A 15,700-nucleotide genomic window follows, 5' to 3' on the forward strand; every position below is an offset into this window, starting at 1 on the left:
TCAGCTCCGCGCATATGCCGCAGCTATGCCTGCGTAAGTTGTCGGGTCGGTTCGCCTCAGGCGTAGAGCCACCAGGACCCCCAGGATCGCTGCGAGGATGAGCACCACAGGTACCGCGTTGACGACGGCAGAATCGGATCCGGTGAGCACGCTGTAGTGCGTTCCGGCGAGGATCAATCCGGTCGTGAACCCGAGAAATCCGATGCCCGGGGCAATCGCGGTGCGCCACACGGATCGATCGGGATGGCCGATGAAGAACACGACCACCGACAGTGCCGCGGCGGCCTGCAGCGCGATGACACCCAGAGTGCCGAGCCCGATGGCACCGGCCGCATAGCTGAGGTAGGGGTCGGCACCTGCCACCGCGAAGCCCGTCAGCGATAACGCTGCCACCACCGATGCAGTGATGCTCCCGATATGCGGGCTCGCGTGCCGCGGGTGAATTCGGCCGAGCCACACCGGAAGTGCACGCTCACGCCCCAGCGCGAACAGATAACGACTGGCGGCGTTGTGCACCGCCAGATACGACGCGAGCACGCTGGTGCACAGCAGCACTGCGGTGCCGTCGTACAGCACTGTTCCGCCGTACTCACGCGCCAGCGTGAACAGTAGGTTGCCCAGTTCGGTCTGGGCCAGCGCCGGAGCGTCGACGCCGCCTGCCGCACCGACGACGATCCAGCTCGTCGAGAGGTAGAAGACCGCGATGATCGACACCGCAATGAACGTCGCGCGCGGGATGCTCCGCCGCGGGTCCTTGGTCTCCTCCCCGTACAACGCTGCGGATTCGAACCCGATGAAGCTCGAGAAGGCGAACATCATGGCGATACCGAGCGAACCGGAGAACACCTGAGTGGGTGTGAACGACTCCAGTGGCACTGCGGCAGCACCCTTCTGCCCGACGACCAAGCCGTCGAACACCACCAGAAAAGCGAACTCCAGCACCATCAGTGTCCCCAAGACCTTGGCGGAGAGGTCGGCATTTCGGAACCCGAGAATTGCCACGATCACCACGGCAACGCCGGTGAAGACGTACCACGGAATATCGATGCCCGAATCGGCGAAGACCAGATGGGTGAAATAGCCGAATGCTCCCGAAAGCCCGCACGCAAGTGACGTATACGCGACAACTGCGACATATGCGGCAGCAATTCCGGGCGGTTTACCCAACGCAAGACCGATGTAGGTGTAGAACGCTCCGGTGCTGTACACCTGCTGTGCGATCGCCGCGAAACCCACCGAGAAGCACAGCAGCACAACTGAACTGATCGCGTACGCGGCAGGCAACCCAGCCCCGTTTCCGCGAATCAAGGCCAGTGGCACATTACCGATCATGGCCGCCATCGGTGCTGCGGCAGCAACCACCAGAAATACCACTCGCCCGGTGGTCAGAGTACGTCGCTCGGACATCGTTGGGACGCTACCCGCACTGGGAGCACAATGCTGACATGGAATACGAGATGGGCTGACATGGAATATCAACGCGGTTTCGAGAGACTGGTCAATTTCAGCGATGCCGTGGTAGCCATCGCGGCCACGCTGTTGGTTCTACCGCTCGTCGAGTTGGCCGACCCTGGCCGGAGCGACAGCTTCGTGGACGTCTTTCGTGAGCACGGTGTGGAATTCTATGCATTCGTCCTGAGCTTTCTGGTGATCTTCACTCAATGGCTCAGCCACCACCGCGTCTTCCGAAATCTGATTGGCTACACACCTGCACTGATGTGGATCAATTTCGTGTGGCTACTGTCCATCGTGTTCCTCCCCTTTCCGACGAAGCTGATCGCCGAGAAGAACGGATACGACTCGAGTTCGTCGACGCTGTACGTCGCCACAATCGCTGTCTCCGTCATCGCCATGTTCGTCGCGGACGTCGTCGTCTCGCGGCACCCGTCGATCGTGGCCGCTGACTCTCGCGACGTGGAACGAGTCCGCACCGGCGCCGTCGGCTCGGCGTTGATCCTGATCGCGTTCGGTCTGGCGTTCACACCACTCGGCCTGTGGTCACTGCTGATCCTGCTGCTGGCCAAGCCGATCAACCACTTCGCCGATCGACGCACTACACGTAGATTGGTCGAGTGACCGAGAATTCACCGAAGCAGCAGCCGCTTCTCGTGCTGGGCAAGATCACCGAGATTCTCGATGCGTTCTCGTTCGATCGCCCGGCCATGACGCTGGGCGAGATTCAGCAGAGCACCGGGCTGCCCACCTCGACGGTGCAGCGTCTGGTCACCAACCTGGTTCAACAGGGCTTTCTGGATCGAGGCGGCGATCGCATCCGCATCGGGGTGCGGATGGCGTACTGGGCCGCGACGGCGACCAAGGATCTCGACGTGTTGTCGGTCGTCAATCCGATCCTCAAGGACATGCGCGATCTGACGACCGAGACAGCGTGCTTCTTTCGGCCCGAGCAGAACTACCGCGTGTGCGTGGCCATTGCCGAGACGCGGCATGCGTTGCGACGAGACATGTACGTCGGCAAGGTCATTCCGCTCAGCGCAGGATCGGCCAGCCGTGTCCTACTGGCCTGGGACTCGGAACTGGCCGAGCGTGTTCTGTCCCGCGAACTCGAATCGTTGACCGAGCAGACGGTGACCGAGGCCGAGACGATGCGGGAACTGTTGGCGCAGACAAGGTCCGACGGCTACGCGATCACCACCGGTGAGCGCGAAACCGGCGCATCGGGGCTGTCCGCTCCGGTGTTCGATTCGGCCTCGGACATCGTCGGTGCCGTCACCATCAGCGGCCCGACATTACGGATGCCGCAGTCGCAGTGCGAGGCCTGGGTGGACCTGCTGATCTCGCATGCCGAACAGATCACCCGGACCCTCGGCGGCCGCTACCCTGCCTGACCCCATGCCTCGGGATTGACCGGGTGCGGCGGGAGCTCACCGCGCAGCATCGCCACGGCATTGGTGGCGCACAGGCGCGCCATCTCCGAGCGCACCGAGACCGTCGCGCTGCCCACGTGCGGTAGGAGCACGGTATTGGACAGTTCGGCCAGGCCCGGTTCGAGCGCAGGTTCGCGTTCGTAGACGTCCAATCCTGCTGCAGCGATAGATTTCTCACGTAGAGCAATCACCAGCGCTGCCTCGTCGACCACTGGCCCACGCGCGGTATTGATCAGAATCGCCGACGGCTTCATGGCCTCGAACACGGCAGCATCGACCAGATGCCGGGTGGAGTCCGACAACGGGACGTGCAGCGACAGAAAGTCACTCGTTGCGACGATCTCGTCCCACGCCGCATGTTCGACGCGGCCGGCGAACTCACCGAGTTCGTCGTCGGAGACCTCTCGGTCGCCGGGCGGCCGGGGGCAGAACTTCACCGTCATTCCGAAACCCAGTGCCCGCCGAGCGGTGGCCCGAGCGATACGACCGAAACCGGCAAGGCCGAGCACACGGCCCGAGACATCGCTGCCCAGCAACAGTTCGGGCTCCCACCCGGTGAAGGATCCGGACCGAACGAAGGCATCGGCCTCGACGGCGCGGCGGGCCGTGGACAGAATGAGGAGCATCGCGATGTCTGCGGTCGAATCCGTCAGCACACCTGGAGTGTTCGCGGCGGTGATTCCGTAGCGTGTGGCGGCCGCGATGTCGATGTTGTCGAATCCGACGGCATAGTTGGATATCCCGACGAGTGATGCCGAGGCCAGCAGCTTCGCATCGAACCGGTCGCGTAGCTGGGAGACCACGACGGAGTAATCCCCCGAGGCGCATGCCTCGACCAACTGCTCGTGGTCCAACTCGCGGAGGTCGACCTCGCCGGCAGCCCGCAGAATGTCCATGCCGGGAGCCGGGATTTCCGACGTGACGAGAATGCGGCTCATACGACCCACTCGAACACGTGCGCCTCGGACCTGGCACCCTGCACGGTTTTCGATCGCATGGGCTCCTCCAGTTCGGCCAGCAGGCCCTCCGACAGAGAGACCATGCGTGCCAGCGTCTTCGGCTCGAACCAGTCCGGCCTCGTCGCGAAGAGAATGTCCTCGGACGAGGTGTTGCCACTGGCACCGGGGGCGAAGGGGCAGCCGCCCAGTCCCCCGAGCGAACCGTCGACCATCGCGGCTCCGGCCGAGATGGCGGCCAGAGTGTTCGCGACGCCCAGACCCCACGTGTCGTGACCGTGGAACACCACCCGGCGATCCGGCGTTTCCGCGCGCACCCGTGAGATCAGCGACGACACCTGAACCGGTACCGCCTGTCCGAGGGTGTCGCAGATGACAATATCCGTTGCGCCCGTGGCTCGTTCGTCGTTGGCGATCTCGATGACCCGATCGGGCGGTACCTGTCCCTCGAAAGGACAGGTGAACGACGTTGCGATACACAGCTCGATCTGTCCGCCCACCGAGCGGGTGATGTCGACGGCATCGGGCATCGCGGCCAGCGACACCTCGGTGGTGCGCCCGATGTTGGCCTGGTTGTGCGAGTCCGACGCGGAGAAGCAGTACTGGAAGTTGCGAGCCCCTGCAGCAGCGGCCTTCTCGACGTGGCGTGGAGTGGCGACCCACACCCAGCATCGCTCGAGTTCCTCGGCGGTCAGCTCGCCGATGACCTCGAGGGTGTTGGCCATGGGCGGCACTTTGTCGCCGCGTGCCATCGAACCGATCTCGAGGGCCGGCACGCCGAGTTCGATGAGGGCCCTGACGATCTCGAGTTTGCGTTCGGTGGAGAGCATCTTGCCGGTGAGCTGCAGTCCGTCGCGCATCGTGACGTCGCGTAGCTCCGCGGTGGGGGTGAAACCGTACATCTACAGGCCCATCTCTTCGTCGGTCCGGCCGAGCAGCGTCGACAGTACTTCTCTGGTGTGCTCGCCCAGATCCGGCCCGACCGAACGGATCGGCAGGGATGCGTCACCGATCACCGGGACGACTCCGACGAACCCGACGTCGGTGGGCTCTTCCTGGCCGGTGTCGACCGGAAAGTGCTGAATCATGTTGCGGGCCGCGTACTGTTCGTCGGCGACGATGTCCGCGGCGGTGTAGATCGGACCCGACGGCACCCCCGCGGCATCGAGTATCTTCAATGCCTCGGCGCGCGAACGCAATCCGGTCCAGGCCGAGATCGCGGCGTCCAGCTCGTCCCGGCGACGCCACCGGCCGGCGTTGGTCGCCAGGTCCGGATCGGCTCCCAGATCGGGACGGTCGATGGTCTCCATGTAACGCTGGAAGATGGCGTCGCCGTTACCGGCGATGATGATCGAGTGACCGTCGTTGCACGGGTACGCATTCGAGGGCGCGATGCCCTCCATCCGGCCGCCCGTCCGTTCGCGTTCGACGCCGTACGCCAGATAATCCGGGATCAGAGACTCCATCATCGACAGGATGGATTCGTTCAAGGCCACGTCGATGGAACGCTGTTCGAGCGACAACGGGTCCGATGTCTCTGCTGCACGCTGCGTCTGTCGTTGGAACAACGCCATGACACATCCGAACGCCGCATAGAGGCCGGCGATCGAGTCGCCGATCGACACACCGACCCGCACCGGCGGCCTGTCCGGATCACCGACGAGGTTGCGGAAACCGCCGTACGCCTCTGCCACAGCGGCAAATCCGGGTCGCTGCGACATCGGACCGGTTTGCCCGAATGCAGAGATACGCGTGATGATCAGCTCCGGATTGGCGGCACTGAGAACCTCGGGCGAGATCCCCCACTTCTCGAGTGTGCCGGGTCGGAAGTTCTCGAGCACGATGTCGCAGTGCGCGGCGAGGTCGACGACATCCTTACGGCCCTGCTCGGTGCGCAGGTCCAGCACGATCGACTTCTTGTTCCGGTTGATCGTGCGGTACAGCATCGACGTCGTACCGGAATACAGCCGCCAATTGCGCAATTCGTCGCCGGTACCCGGCCTTTCGACCTTGATCACCTCGGCACCGAAATCGGCGAGCATCCTGGCCGCCGTGGGTGCGGCGATGTAGTTGCCGAGTTCGAGAACTCGAACTCCACTGAGCGGCAATGCCATTGTGTTCCTTTCGATATTCGCGGAAGAGGTCACAGGATCCAGCTCATCGGCACGATCAAGGCAATGGCAATGACCGATGCCACCGACACACCCACCGAGCACGTCTTGAGTGTGCCCCTCGTCGACTGGCCCATCAAGGACTGCAGCAGCCAGAACGTGTTGCTGGTGACGTGCACGGCGAACAACGAACCGGCACCGGCGGCAAGCGCGATGAACACCGGATCGAGGCCGATCAGCGGAGCAACCGGGGCGAGGATGCCGGCCGAGGTGATGGCCGAGATCGTCACCGATCCGACGGCGATGTGCAACGCGGCCGCAATGACCCACACCATCAACAGTGGTGCCGCGGTACTGGCCGTGAAGTACTGGCCGAGTATGTCACCGAGACCCGCCTCGTTGATGACGGCTGCGAGCGATCCACCGACACCGGTGAGGATGAGGATCTGACCGCTCTCGGCGAAACCACGAGCGAGAGCTTTCTCCACCCGCGCCTGACCGACGTGGTAACGGCCGATGAGGCACGTCCCGACCAGTCCGAGGAGCAACGCGATGACTGGGCTGGCGATGAATTCGACCACCGGAACCGAGATCTCGGCGACTTCGAGAACGGCACCGATCGCGATCAGGACGAGCGCGAGCAGCAACGGCGAGAGCAACACCAGCAGCGAGGTCTGCTTCTCGGTGCGCACCTTCTGGGCCACGCCGCCGCCGGCATCGAGGGGCTCGTCGTCGGACTCGACGGGCTCCGAGACCACCGGCTCCGACACCGCGATGATCTGTTGCTCGTCCTTCTCCTCGTTCCACCAACCGTGCCGGAAGACGAACGACATGATGGCCACCGACAGCACAACGACAGGAACGATGAGGATCAGGCCGTAGATCATCATCTTGCCCAGCGGCACGCCGAGCAGTCCGGCCAGCGCGAGCGTTGCGACACCGGGGACCATGAACACGATGCCGCACTCCAGGGCGATGGCCAGCGCCGTCGCCATCCTCGCCGTGCCGTACTTGCCGATCTTGGGGGCGAGGTTGCGGGCGAGCGGTGCGGAAATCACCAACAGCACGTCGAGGAAGATGGACTGCAACAGAGTCGCGATGGTCAACGACAGCGCGTACGGGAGCCGCTTGGGGCCGAAAGCTCTCAGCAAAGTGCCGACGAGACGCTGGATGGCGCTCATCTCCTGCAGCACCGACCCCATCAGGACGCCGAACGCGATGAGCAATCCGACCTCGGCCATGATCTCGCCGAATCCGCCGGTGATCGTGTCGACAGTGGTCGACACTCCCAGCTTGGTCGCCAGGCCCAGGTACGCAGCCCCGAGCACCAGCGAAATCACCGGGTTGAAATGGAAACGAACGATGAAGACCACCACCGCCAGTACTGCGACGACGGTGTTGATCACGATCCACAAATCGGACATCGGTAGGTCTTTCCACCAGAGAGTGACCGCCGCCATGCATGACGGACCGGTGTGATGCGTCGCACCATTGCTCACATTATGGGCACAGATTTACTTCGTGAGCAAGAGTGACCCTCGGCTTCGCGTCAGATGGGCTGCGCGCGCCGAATCGACAGCGCAGCTCGCGAGGCATCCAGTTCGACCGGGGAACGCACCGACAGCGGCCCGACTCGCAGGATTCCGTCCGAGAGCGGCTCGACCCGCAATCCACCGCGACCGATCAGTGCCTTGCGAGCGCCGTCGACCACCATGCGGTCCATCCACGCGCACGGATGGGCAGGTCGGCCGCCCCGGAAGCGAATCCAGCCGTCACCGGAATCGAGCTCGAATTCCAGTCCGCGCAGTGGGTCGAGCTCCAACCCGCGGACCACAACGTTTCGCCTGGCCACGGCCGGGTCGGGAACGTCGACGCCCAGTACCTCGCCGACGGCGTCCCAGGCTTCGAGTGCCAAAAAGCTCACCGCTGCCTCGGTATGAGCCTTGACCCCGAAGAACCGATCGCCGCGGATGCCCTTGTGGGCGACGATCTCGACGCTGTCCGGCAATTCGGTCGGCACCTCGGCCGGGCCGTCCTTGGATCTCCCGAAGTACGCGTGCGAGGGCGCTCGCAGCAGCTCCACTATCTCGGCTCGATACTCGAAAGGCATGCTTTCGAGTCTGCCCGGTACCCGACCCTGCCGGTTCTTACCACCGGGTAAGAAGCGCCCGGTAGTATCGCGAAATGGCTGTGAAAACACGCGTGACCACTACGGACGGCATGATCGAGGGAAAGCCGGTCGGCAATCTCACCACCTGGCGGGGCATTCCCTACGCCGCCCCTCCCGTCGGTCCGCTTCGGTTTCGCGCACCTCAACCCACCCAGCCGTGGCAGGGCGTACGCGACGCGACCGAGTGGGGCAACGCATCCGTTCAGCACAAGCGGGGCACGATGCTCGCAATCGGCAAGTACCAACCGTCGAGCGAGGATTGCCTGACACTCAACGTCTTGGCACCGAGCACGCCGAGCACGACACCCAGACCGGTCATGGTGTTCATCCACGGCGGTGCGTACACCCTCGGCACGTCGGCCACCCCGCTGTACGGCGGAGGTTCGCTGGTCCGGCGCTCGCTGCAGGACGGCGACGGCATAATCTACGTGTCGGTCAACTACCGACTCGGCGCTTTGGGCTACCTCGACATGTCGCGATTCTCGACCCCCGAGCGGCCGTTCGATTCCAACCTGGGACTACGCGACCAGGTGGCGGCATTGGAGTGGGTACAGCGCAACATCGCCGAGTTCGGCGGAGATCCCGACAACGTCACCGTCTTCGGCGAGTCCGCAGGCGGCAATGCCGTCACCACCCTGATGACAGTGCCCGCCGCGAAAGGCCTTTTCGCCCAGGCAATTGCCGAAAGCTCGGCACCGGGCATGACGACCGCCAAGCATCGTGCGGACCAGTGGGCGAGCGAGTACGTCGGGTACCTCGGAGGCACCGCCGAGACCGCGGTGGAAACCCTGGAGAACGCCGAGGTACTGGCACTCGGCCGAGCAGGCACCAAGCTCGGACTCACCACGCTGCACCGCACTCCCGGCCTGCTCCCCTTCGGCCCGGTGATCGACGGTGATTTTCTTCCTGTCGATCCGGTCGAGGCGTACGCGAACGGCACCGCACACAATGTGCCGCTGATCATCGGCACCAACGCCCGTGAGGGAACACTGTTTCCAAAGTTTCTGGATGCGTTGCCCACCAACCCCGAACGCATTTCCAAACTCTTCTCCCTCACCGATCCCGCGGCAGAACCGGTTGTCACCGGCGGATACCGGGGATACCCGAGCGAGCGGGCCGCCATCGACTTCGGCGGGGATTTCACGTTCTGGAAGCCGTCTCTCGAAGTGGCCGAAGGACATTCGCGTCACGCACCGACGTACTTCTATCGCTTCGACTTCGCCCCTCGGTCGATGAAGTTGCTGGGCCTCGACGCCACTCACGGGTTCGAGTTGTTCGCCGTCTTCGGCATCAACGAGACGTTGTTCGGCAAGGCTCTGACCGCGACAGGGGGACGAAAATCGTTCGCGGAGGTCACCGAGCACGTGCAGTCACACTGGATTGCGTTCGCCACCAACGGAAAGCCGTTGGAATCGTGGCCGGCCTACGACGAAGCCGAGCGCAGGACGCTGATCTTCGACACGCGCACTCGGGTGCAGAAAGATCCGCGCAGCGATCGCCGCAAAGCGTGGGAAGGCTATCGCGGCTACGCCAGCCAGACGCTCGAACCCGCTACTTGAGCAACCGCGACATCCGGCGGTCGGCAAGAATCTTGCCGGCCGTCTGGCACGTCGCGCAGTACTGAAAAGAGCGGTCCACGTAGGCGACCTCGCGCACCGGATCTCCGCAGACCGGGCACGGCAGCCCGGTTCTGGCATGCACCCGCATGCCGGATCGCTTCTCCCCCTTCAGGCGCGCCGCATCCTGCCCGGCCGAGCGGTCCACCGCGTCGGACAGGACCGAGCGCATCGCGGCATAGAGAACCGCGACGGATTCCGCGTCGAGCTTGCTCGACGACGCGAACGGCGAGAGCCTGGCGACATGCAGAATCTCGTCCGAGTAGGCGTTGCCGATTCCGGCGAGCAACGATTGGTCCACCAACGAGGTCTTCAGACGCGCGGTGGTGCTGCCGAGTATCTCGGCGAATTCGAGCTCGGTGACCGTCATCGCGTCCGGCCCGAGCCGGGCGATGCTCGCAACCTGCCGAGGATCACGGACCACCCAGACCGCCAATCGCTTTTTGGTACCGGCTTCGGTCAGGTCGATGGCGGGCGTCGCGCCCTCGGGAGTGAAGAAGTGGATCCGCAGCGCCAACGGCCCCTTACCCGGTTTCGGCGGAGCAACACTGGGGTTGTCCACCCACCGCAGCCAACCCCCACGCGACAGGTGTGTGATCAGCCAGAGGTCACCCGCCTGCAGCGCCAGATGCTTTCCGAAGCGCGCGGCATCGGTGACGTCGCGACCCTGCAGATCGGTGATCGGCGGATCGAAGGTCTTGAGAACACTGAGTGCCGCGATGTCGATGCGGCCGATCACGGCACCGACGGCATGCTCGCGCAAGAAGCCGGCAAGGGCTTCCACCTCGGGTAATTCCGGCATGCGTCCAGTATGCAGCTACGATGGCCGTCGTGATGGTTCCGACTCCGTACGAAGATCTGCTGCGCCGCATCCTCGATACCGGTACAGCCAAATCCGACCGGACGGGAACCGGGACGACCAGCGCGTTCGGGCATCAGATGCGCTTCGATCTGGCTGCGGGCTTCCCGTTGATCACCACCAAGAAGGTCCATCTCAAGTCGATCGTCTACGAATTGCTGTGGTTTCTGCGCGGAGACTCCAATGTCACGTGGCTGCAGGAACACGGCGTCAGCATCTGGGACGAGTGGGCAGCTCCGGACGGCGAACTCGGCCCCGTCTACGGAGTGCAGTGGCGTTCGTGGCCGACCCCGTCGGGCGAGCACATCGACCAGATCAGCCAGGTCATCGAGACTCTGAAGACCGATCCGGATTCGCGGCGAATGATCGTCTCGGCGTGGAACGTCGGCGAAATCCCGCAGATGGCCCTGCCTCCGTGCCATGCGTTCTTCCAGTTCTATGTCGCCGACGGCAAGCTCTCGTGCCAGCTGTATCAACGCAGCGCGGACATGTTCCTCGGCGTCCCCTTCAACATCGCGAGCTACGCACTGCTCACCCACATGGTCGCCGCACAGACCGGCCTCGACGTCGGCGAGTTCGTGTGGACCGGCGGCGACTGCCACATCTACGACAACCACCGCGACCAGGTTGCCGAGCAGCTCTCCCGCGAGGCGTACCCCTACCCGACTCTGAAACTGGCACAGCGGGATTCGATCTTCGACTACACCTTCGACGACGTCGAGATCGTCGACTATCAGCACCACCCTGCAATCAAGGCCCCGGTAGCGGTGTGAGTGCACCGAGAGAGGTCGGCCTGATCTGGGCACAGAGTTCCAACCTCAAAATCGGCGAAGCCGGCAGGATTCCGTGGGAAGTACCGGAGGACATGGCCCGGTTCAAAGCCGCGACGATGAACCATCCGGTCATCATGGGACGCAAAACCTGGGAGTCTCTGCCCGAAAGATTTCGACCGCTCCCGGGCCGACGCAATATTGTGGTCACTCGCAATCGCTCGTTCGACGCACCCGGCGCCGAGACCTGCGGCGGGGTGGACGAAGCCCTGGCGCTGGCCGGAGGCGAGACCGCGTGGATCATCGGCGGCGGTGAAATCTACCGATCGGCAATGCCATTCGCCACAACCCTGCATGTGACCGAGATCGATGTCGAGGTACCGGGCGATACGGATGCTCCAACGGTGGAAGGCGATTGGATCAAGAAGACGGGTGACTGGCTCACCAGCAGAGTGGACGGGAGACAGTTCAGATATGTGGAGTACGGGAAGCCTACCCAAACTGTTTGAGCGCGTTCATGATTCCCCCATCGCGGCTGCGGGTGGTGCGTCATACTGGCGGCTATGGACAAGAAGTCACTCACCGCACTTGCCCGTCAGCAACTCAAGCTCGCAGTCGGCGCGTCGAGTGGCCGCAGTTCGCAGACGGTGTACGGCGGCCACAGCCGCAAATTGAGGCAGACCGTCGTGGCGCTGGCCGCGGGTAACAAGCTGGCCGAACACGATCTCAGCGGTGAGTCGACCGTCCTCGTCCTCAGCGGCAAGTTGGAGCTGATCAGCGGTGAGAAGACCTGGAAGGGCTCCACCGGCGATCTCCTCGTCATCCCCGACGCACGGCACAGCGTCGAAGCGCTCGAAGACGTCAGCTTCTTGCTGACCGTCGCTATGTGACCGCTTTCCTGACGACCAACACCGGGCAATCTGCGGTGTTGACCAGAGCGAAGCTCGTCGACCCGAGCAGCATTCCTCCGAATCCGCCGCGCCCCCGGTTACCCACCACGATCACCGCTGCCGTTTCGGACAGTCCGCTGAGCACTCGAACGGGGCGATCCTGGGCGACGACGCGTTGGACGTCGACCTCCGGGAACCGCTCTTGCCACCCGGCGAGACTTTCCGCCAGCAGTGCTTCCTCGGTGTCGGCGATGGCCTGCCAGTCCGCGGGCGCGCGACCGAACGAGCGTGTCAGATCCACGTCGGACCACACGTGCACCGCGATCAACGGAGCATCACGTGCCGAGGCCTCGGAGAACGCCCACTCGACCGCTGCCTGATTGACGTCGGATCCGTCCACGCCGACGACGACCGGGCCCTCGGCGACGGGACGGCCGTCGATGTCCCGGCCGCGTACGACGGCGACGGGTGACACACTGTGGGCGGCCAGAGAGAGTGTGACAGCGCCCGTCTCGCTCGCTCCGATCACCAGGAGCTCGGCTTGGGCCGATACGCCGATGAGTACGTCCATCACGCCGCCCTCGACGGCACTCGAGGTCACCTCGAACGTCGGGTCGTCGACGACCGACACGGCCAGCGTTTCCGCGGCTGCGAGCCGCGATTTCGCAGTGGCGACGAATTCCGTTGCCTCACCTGCAAATTCGCTCAGATCGACAACGCCCGGCATGTCGACGGCCGTCACGATGTGCAACCGCCGATCCCGTCGCCGAGCGCACAGGGCCGCCCAGATCACAGCCTTGTCGGCCGCAGCGGAACCGTCGATGCCGACGATGATCGGTCGATGCCCTGTCACGTGCCGGCCTCCGGTAGTAGCCCCGAGCCCGCTGGCTCGGTGAATGACGAACAGGGGTTCAGGCTAGTCGATGAATGGTCGCCGAAGGCGTGATGCACTCACCTCAGCTGGCGCGCAGCGCGTCTGCGTACCCCGGAGTTCGGGTGCGGTTCGCCTCGGCTGCCGCGGCCCGGGTGTCGAGATGGACCAGGTAGTCGGCCAATTGGTCGCGGCTGCGGACACCGACGCCCAGGTCGGTCCGCTCGAAGACGCGCCACCGAGCGAGCGTCGGCAGCAGCACCTCGTCGAGATGACGTCGAAGATCGAAGATCCCGTCCCGCTCGATGAGCATGGCGCTCCGACCGAAGCCGGGCAGGTTGGTACCCGGCAACTGCGCGTTCATGACTACTTCGGTGATCGCCGTGACGGTCGGAGCGGGAGCGACGTCGAGCGCTGCCGACACCAGATTCGCAAAGAAGGTTACGTGCAGTTTTTGGTCGTCGACTATCCGGCCGAGCAAGCGATCGGCAACCGGATCGTGGCACTGGTGCGCGGTATTCGTATGGCAGACGCTACTGATCGATTCGTCGAGGGTCACCTGCACCAGAGAACGAAGGAGGTGAGCGCCGTTCATCGGGGAGTCGAATCCCACCGTCTTGCACTGTGCGCGAGCTCGACCGAGTGCCGTCGGATCGACACTGCGGGTGGCGACCAGATAGTCGGTGACGGCTGCAGCATGCCGAGTGCGCTCGGCGCTCCACTCGGCGAGCCAGGCAGGCCACGAGCCGGTGCCCGAGGCCGCGACCTCGCACCGATACAGCGGAATGTTCTGCGCGGTGAGGAGATCGGTGACCAGTGCAGCCTTGGCGGCTTCGGTCAGCGGTGACGTACGCGTTCCCCAGTACATCTCGGTCCGGACGAAATCCGTGGGCTGCCAGGAGACAGCTGTCGAGCGGTGGCGCGCGAGGTTGTCGTCGATCGTCGGCTGCAGTTCCCGTAGAACCGTGAACTGCCCGATGTCGCTGCGCATACTCGTCCTCTCACCCCGCTCGTCCGGACCGATCCGAGATCAAAGTAGGCGCGTAGCGCAGGCGATGGGACCGCCTTCTGCATTGTTTAGGGCAAGTCGCAAGGCCCCTCGTGGCCCGCTCGAGATAAATCACAACGAGTTTTGCCGAAACCATGGATCACACGTAGATAACAACCTATGATCGATCCTGTTAGAGGCCAGGAAACAAACTCAAAGTTTGAAAAACCTGCCATTTCGGCTGAAGTTGCATAGATTCACGACAGGAAGCGCGTTTCTACGCGTGAGTACGTTAGCTCTCTCAAACCTGAAGAATCCAACACGAAGGGTTGATCTGTGACCGTTCACAACTCGACTGGCCTCGGAATCATGGTCGCAGGGCAGCCTGCTTCGGCTCCCCTTCGCGATTTTCGCGCAGTGGCGCGCCTCCTGGTAGGCCACTTCGCCGCCAATACTCCCTGCGGTTCACTTCCCGGTGAACAACTCCACGGAGACGTCACCGAATTCACCGTCAAGTGCATCAGCATCGCCGTGCAGATGCTCGACGAGCGGCGCGCACCTGCCGAGTCCGACTTGGCCGAACTGCGCGCCAAGGCCAGTCAATGGGCTCGTGAGGGTGTCCCGCTCGAGTCCGTACTCAGCGTCTACCACGAGGGCATTCAGATCGGTTGGAATCTGGTGTCCAAGCGGGCAGGAGAAGGCGACGCCGCCCAGTTGATCGAGGCTGCGCGCATGTTCGTGCTGCTGTCGGAGAAAGTCTCGATCGCGGCCAGCAAGAGCTACGTCGAAGAGCTTCAGGCGGTGGCGAGCGAGCATCACACAGCCGCGCACACGCTGGTCACCTCGTTGCTGAGCGGACACAACGCCGTCTCGATGGCCCGCCAGTCGGGCATCGAACTCGCCGACAGTTACCTCGTGCTCGCACTGTCGGTACCGCCGCACCCCGACGAGAACGACCCCAACATCCAGAAGACGGTGGCTGCACGACGCAAGCTGCGTCGCGTGCAGGCCGAACTGGCCACCGTGTGCGGACGCACTCCCCTGTCGCTGCTCAGCACCGAGGGCGGAACCGTCCTGATCCCCGGCGTCCACGACGACGAGTGGGTCGAGGCGCTGGTGCACCGCATCGGTACCGCCGCAGAGGTCCCCGTCACCGCCACCGCCGAGCAGGCTGCGACAGCCGACATTCCCACCGCCGCAGACCAGGTCCACGAACTGCTGTCCCTGGCTCATCAGCTGCACCGCCCGTCCGGGTTGTACCGGATGGACGACCTGGTGCTCGAGTACCAGCTCACTCGTCCCGGACCGGGTCGACGCCACCTCACCCAGATCCTCGAGCCACTCGATTCGTCACCCGAATTGCTCGAGACCCTCGAGATCCACATTTCGCACGACCTCAACCGTCAGCGCTCCGCCCGGCAACTCCATCTGCACACCAACACCGTCGACTATCGCCTCAAGCGAATCGCACAACTGACCGGGTTCGACCCGACTCGTCCCTCCGGTATCCGCCACCTCCAGGCGGCACTGGTGGCCAGACGGCTCGAATCCTCGCGCGGCGCAGCGTGATCTGAGAACTCCGAC

16 protein-coding genes are annotated in these 15,700 nt (G+C 63.9%); 7 read left to right on the plus strand and 9 right to left on the minus strand.

The window, feature by feature from the left end:
- Window positions 1–1,407, minus strand: a complete 1,407-nt coding sequence (locus tag CH262_RS00645; RefSeq protein WP_032385702.1) for an APC family permease — start codon at window positions 1,405–1,407, stop codon at window positions 1–3.
- Window positions 1,408–1,467: 60 nt separating this feature from the next.
- Between CH262_RS00645 and CH262_RS00650 the strand changes: the two genes are divergently transcribed.
- On the plus strand, window positions 1,468–2,076 hold the full coding sequence (locus tag CH262_RS00650) for a TMEM175 family protein (RefSeq protein ID WP_027495998.1): 609 nt from the start codon (window positions 1,468–1,470) through the stop codon (window positions 2,074–2,076).
- Window positions 2,073–2,846, plus strand: a complete 774-nt coding sequence (locus CH262_RS00655; protein WP_228139160.1) for an IclR family transcriptional regulator — start codon at window positions 2,073–2,075, stop codon at window positions 2,844–2,846. Before CH262_RS00650 ends, CH262_RS00655 begins: the two co-directional genes overlap by 4 nt.
- Here the strand turns inward: CH262_RS00655 and CH262_RS00660 are convergent.
- The 5 genes from CH262_RS00660 to CH262_RS00680 form a co-directional block, all read right to left on the minus strand.
- Entirely contained in the window at window positions 2,834–3,823 is a 990-nt protein-coding gene (locus tag CH262_RS00660; RefSeq protein ID WP_094666131.1) for a 2-hydroxyacid dehydrogenase, read from the minus strand. The two genes, CH262_RS00655 and CH262_RS00660, sit on opposite strands and share 13 nt — an antisense overlap.
- Window positions 3,820–4,743 (minus strand): hydroxymethylglutaryl-CoA lyase, encoded by a 924-nt coding sequence (locus CH262_RS00665; protein ID WP_027495995.1) that lies wholly within the window; start codon window positions 4,741–4,743, stop codon window positions 3,820–3,822. The genes CH262_RS00660 and CH262_RS00665 overlap by 4 nt, the downstream gene beginning before the upstream one ends.
- Window positions 4,744–5,955, minus strand: a complete 1,212-nt coding sequence (locus tag CH262_RS00670) for a CaiB/BaiF CoA transferase family protein (RefSeq protein ID WP_027495994.1) — start codon at window positions 5,953–5,955, stop codon at window positions 4,744–4,746.
- 29 nt (window positions 5,956–5,984) lie between these two features.
- On the minus strand, window positions 5,985–7,376 hold the full coding sequence (locus CH262_RS00675; protein ID WP_027495993.1) for a GntP family permease: 1,392 nt from the start codon (window positions 7,374–7,376) through the stop codon (window positions 5,985–5,987).
- A 125-nt stretch (window positions 7,377–7,501) separates the two neighbouring features.
- Entirely contained in the window at window positions 7,502–8,062 is a 561-nt protein-coding gene (locus CH262_RS00680) for a molybdenum cofactor biosysynthesis protein (RefSeq protein WP_032365947.1), read from the minus strand.
- A 74-nt stretch (window positions 8,063–8,136) separates the two neighbouring features.
- Here CH262_RS00680 and CH262_RS00685 point away from each other — a divergent pair, with 74 nt between their 5' ends.
- Window positions 8,137–9,681 carry a carboxylesterase/lipase family protein gene (locus tag CH262_RS00685; RefSeq protein ID WP_094716667.1) on the plus strand — a complete coding sequence of 515 codons (1,545 nt, stop codon included), beginning with the start codon at window positions 8,137–8,139 and terminating at the stop codon, window positions 9,679–9,681.
- On the opposite strand, the gene CH262_RS00690 is transcribed toward CH262_RS00685, so the two are convergent.
- On the minus strand, window positions 9,674–10,540 hold the full coding sequence (locus CH262_RS00690) for a DNA-formamidopyrimidine glycosylase family protein (protein ID WP_094716668.1): 867 nt from the start codon (window positions 10,538–10,540) through the stop codon (window positions 9,674–9,676). The two genes, CH262_RS00685 and CH262_RS00690, sit on opposite strands and share 8 nt — an antisense overlap.
- A 29-nt stretch (window positions 10,541–10,569) precedes the next feature.
- Here CH262_RS00690 and CH262_RS00695 point away from each other — a divergent pair, with 29 nt between their 5' ends.
- From CH262_RS00695 to CH262_RS00705, 3 genes are read left to right on the plus strand one after another with little or no spacing between them, the layout of a single operon-like run.
- On the plus strand, window positions 10,570–11,370 hold the full coding sequence (locus CH262_RS00695; RefSeq protein ID WP_094716711.1) for a thymidylate synthase: 801 nt from the start codon (window positions 10,570–10,572) through the stop codon (window positions 11,368–11,370).
- Window positions 11,367–11,876, plus strand: coding sequence for a dihydrofolate reductase (locus tag CH262_RS00700; RefSeq protein WP_032399850.1), 510 nt, complete (start codon window positions 11,367–11,369; stop codon window positions 11,874–11,876). The genes CH262_RS00695 and CH262_RS00700 overlap by 4 nt, the downstream gene beginning before the upstream one ends.
- Before the next feature lie 54 nt (window positions 11,877–11,930).
- Window positions 11,931–12,257, plus strand: coding sequence for a cupin domain-containing protein (locus tag CH262_RS00705; protein WP_027495987.1), 327 nt, complete (start codon window positions 11,931–11,933; stop codon window positions 12,255–12,257).
- Here the strand turns inward: CH262_RS00705 and CH262_RS00710 are convergent.
- Both CH262_RS00710 and CH262_RS00715 read right to left on the minus strand, forming a co-directional pair.
- Window positions 12,250–13,110 (minus strand): universal stress protein, encoded by an 861-nt coding sequence (locus tag CH262_RS00710; RefSeq protein WP_094716669.1) that lies wholly within the window; start codon window positions 13,108–13,110, stop codon window positions 12,250–12,252. The genes CH262_RS00705 and CH262_RS00710 overlap by 8 nt on opposite strands.
- Before the next feature lie 103 nt (window positions 13,111–13,213).
- Window positions 13,214–14,119, minus strand: a complete 906-nt coding sequence (locus CH262_RS00715) for an acyl-ACP desaturase (protein WP_094716670.1) — start codon at window positions 14,117–14,119, stop codon at window positions 13,214–13,216.
- A gap of 333 nt (window positions 14,120–14,452) precedes the next feature.
- Here CH262_RS00715 and CH262_RS00720 point away from each other — a divergent pair, with 333 nt between their 5' ends.
- Window positions 14,453–15,685: a PucR family transcriptional regulator gene (locus CH262_RS00720; RefSeq protein ID WP_027495984.1), complete on the plus strand. Its 1,233-nt coding sequence runs from the start codon at window positions 14,453–14,455 to the stop codon at window positions 15,683–15,685.
- Window positions 15,686–15,700: the final 15 nt, after the last annotated feature.

The sequence above is a fragment of the Rhodococcus sp. 05-2255-1e genome (assembly GCF_002259025.1).
GTDB classification, from domain to species: domain Bacteria; phylum Actinomycetota; class Actinomycetes; order Mycobacteriales; family Mycobacteriaceae; genus Rhodococcoides; species Rhodococcoides fascians.

Excerpts from the sequence above, each read along its gene's own strand:
- CH262_RS00645 (WP_032385702.1), bottom strand. The coding sequence starts at position 1,407 with ATGTCCGAGCGACGTACTCTGACCACCGGGCGAGTGGTATTTCTGGTG.
- CH262_RS00685 (WP_094716667.1), top strand. The coding sequence starts at position 8,137 with ATGGCTGTGAAAACACGCGTGACCACTACGGACGGCATGATCGAGGGA.
- CH262_RS00675 (WP_027495993.1), bottom strand. The coding sequence starts at position 7,376 with ATGTCCGATTTGTGGATCGTGATCAACACCGTCGTCGCAGTACTGGCG.
- CH262_RS00650 (WP_027495998.1), top strand. The coding sequence starts at position 1,468 with ATGGAATATCAACGCGGTTTCGAGAGACTGGTCAATTTCAGCGATGCC.
- CH262_RS00680 (WP_032365947.1), bottom strand. The coding sequence starts at position 8,062 with ATGCCTTTCGAGTATCGAGCCGAGATAGTGGAGCTGCTGCGAGCGCCC.
- CH262_RS00690 (WP_094716668.1), bottom strand. The coding sequence starts at position 10,540 with ATGCCGGAATTACCCGAGGTGGAAGCCCTTGCCGGCTTCTTGCGCGAG.
- CH262_RS00670 (WP_027495994.1), bottom strand. The coding sequence starts at position 5,955 with ATGGCATTGCCGCTCAGTGGAGTTCGAGTTCTCGAACTCGGCAACTAC.
- CH262_RS00660 (WP_094666131.1), bottom strand. The coding sequence starts at position 3,823 with ATGAGCCGCATTCTCGTCACGTCGGAAATCCCGGCTCCCGGCATGGAC.
- CH262_RS00715 (WP_094716670.1), bottom strand. The coding sequence starts at position 14,119 with ATGCGCAGCGACATCGGGCAGTTCACGGTTCTACGGGAACTGCAGCCG.
- CH262_RS00705 (WP_027495987.1), top strand. The coding sequence starts at position 11,931 with ATGGACAAGAAGTCACTCACCGCACTTGCCCGTCAGCAACTCAAGCTC.
- CH262_RS00665 (WP_027495995.1), bottom strand. The coding sequence starts at position 4,743 with ATGTACGGTTTCACCCCCACCGCGGAGCTACGCGACGTCACGATGCGC.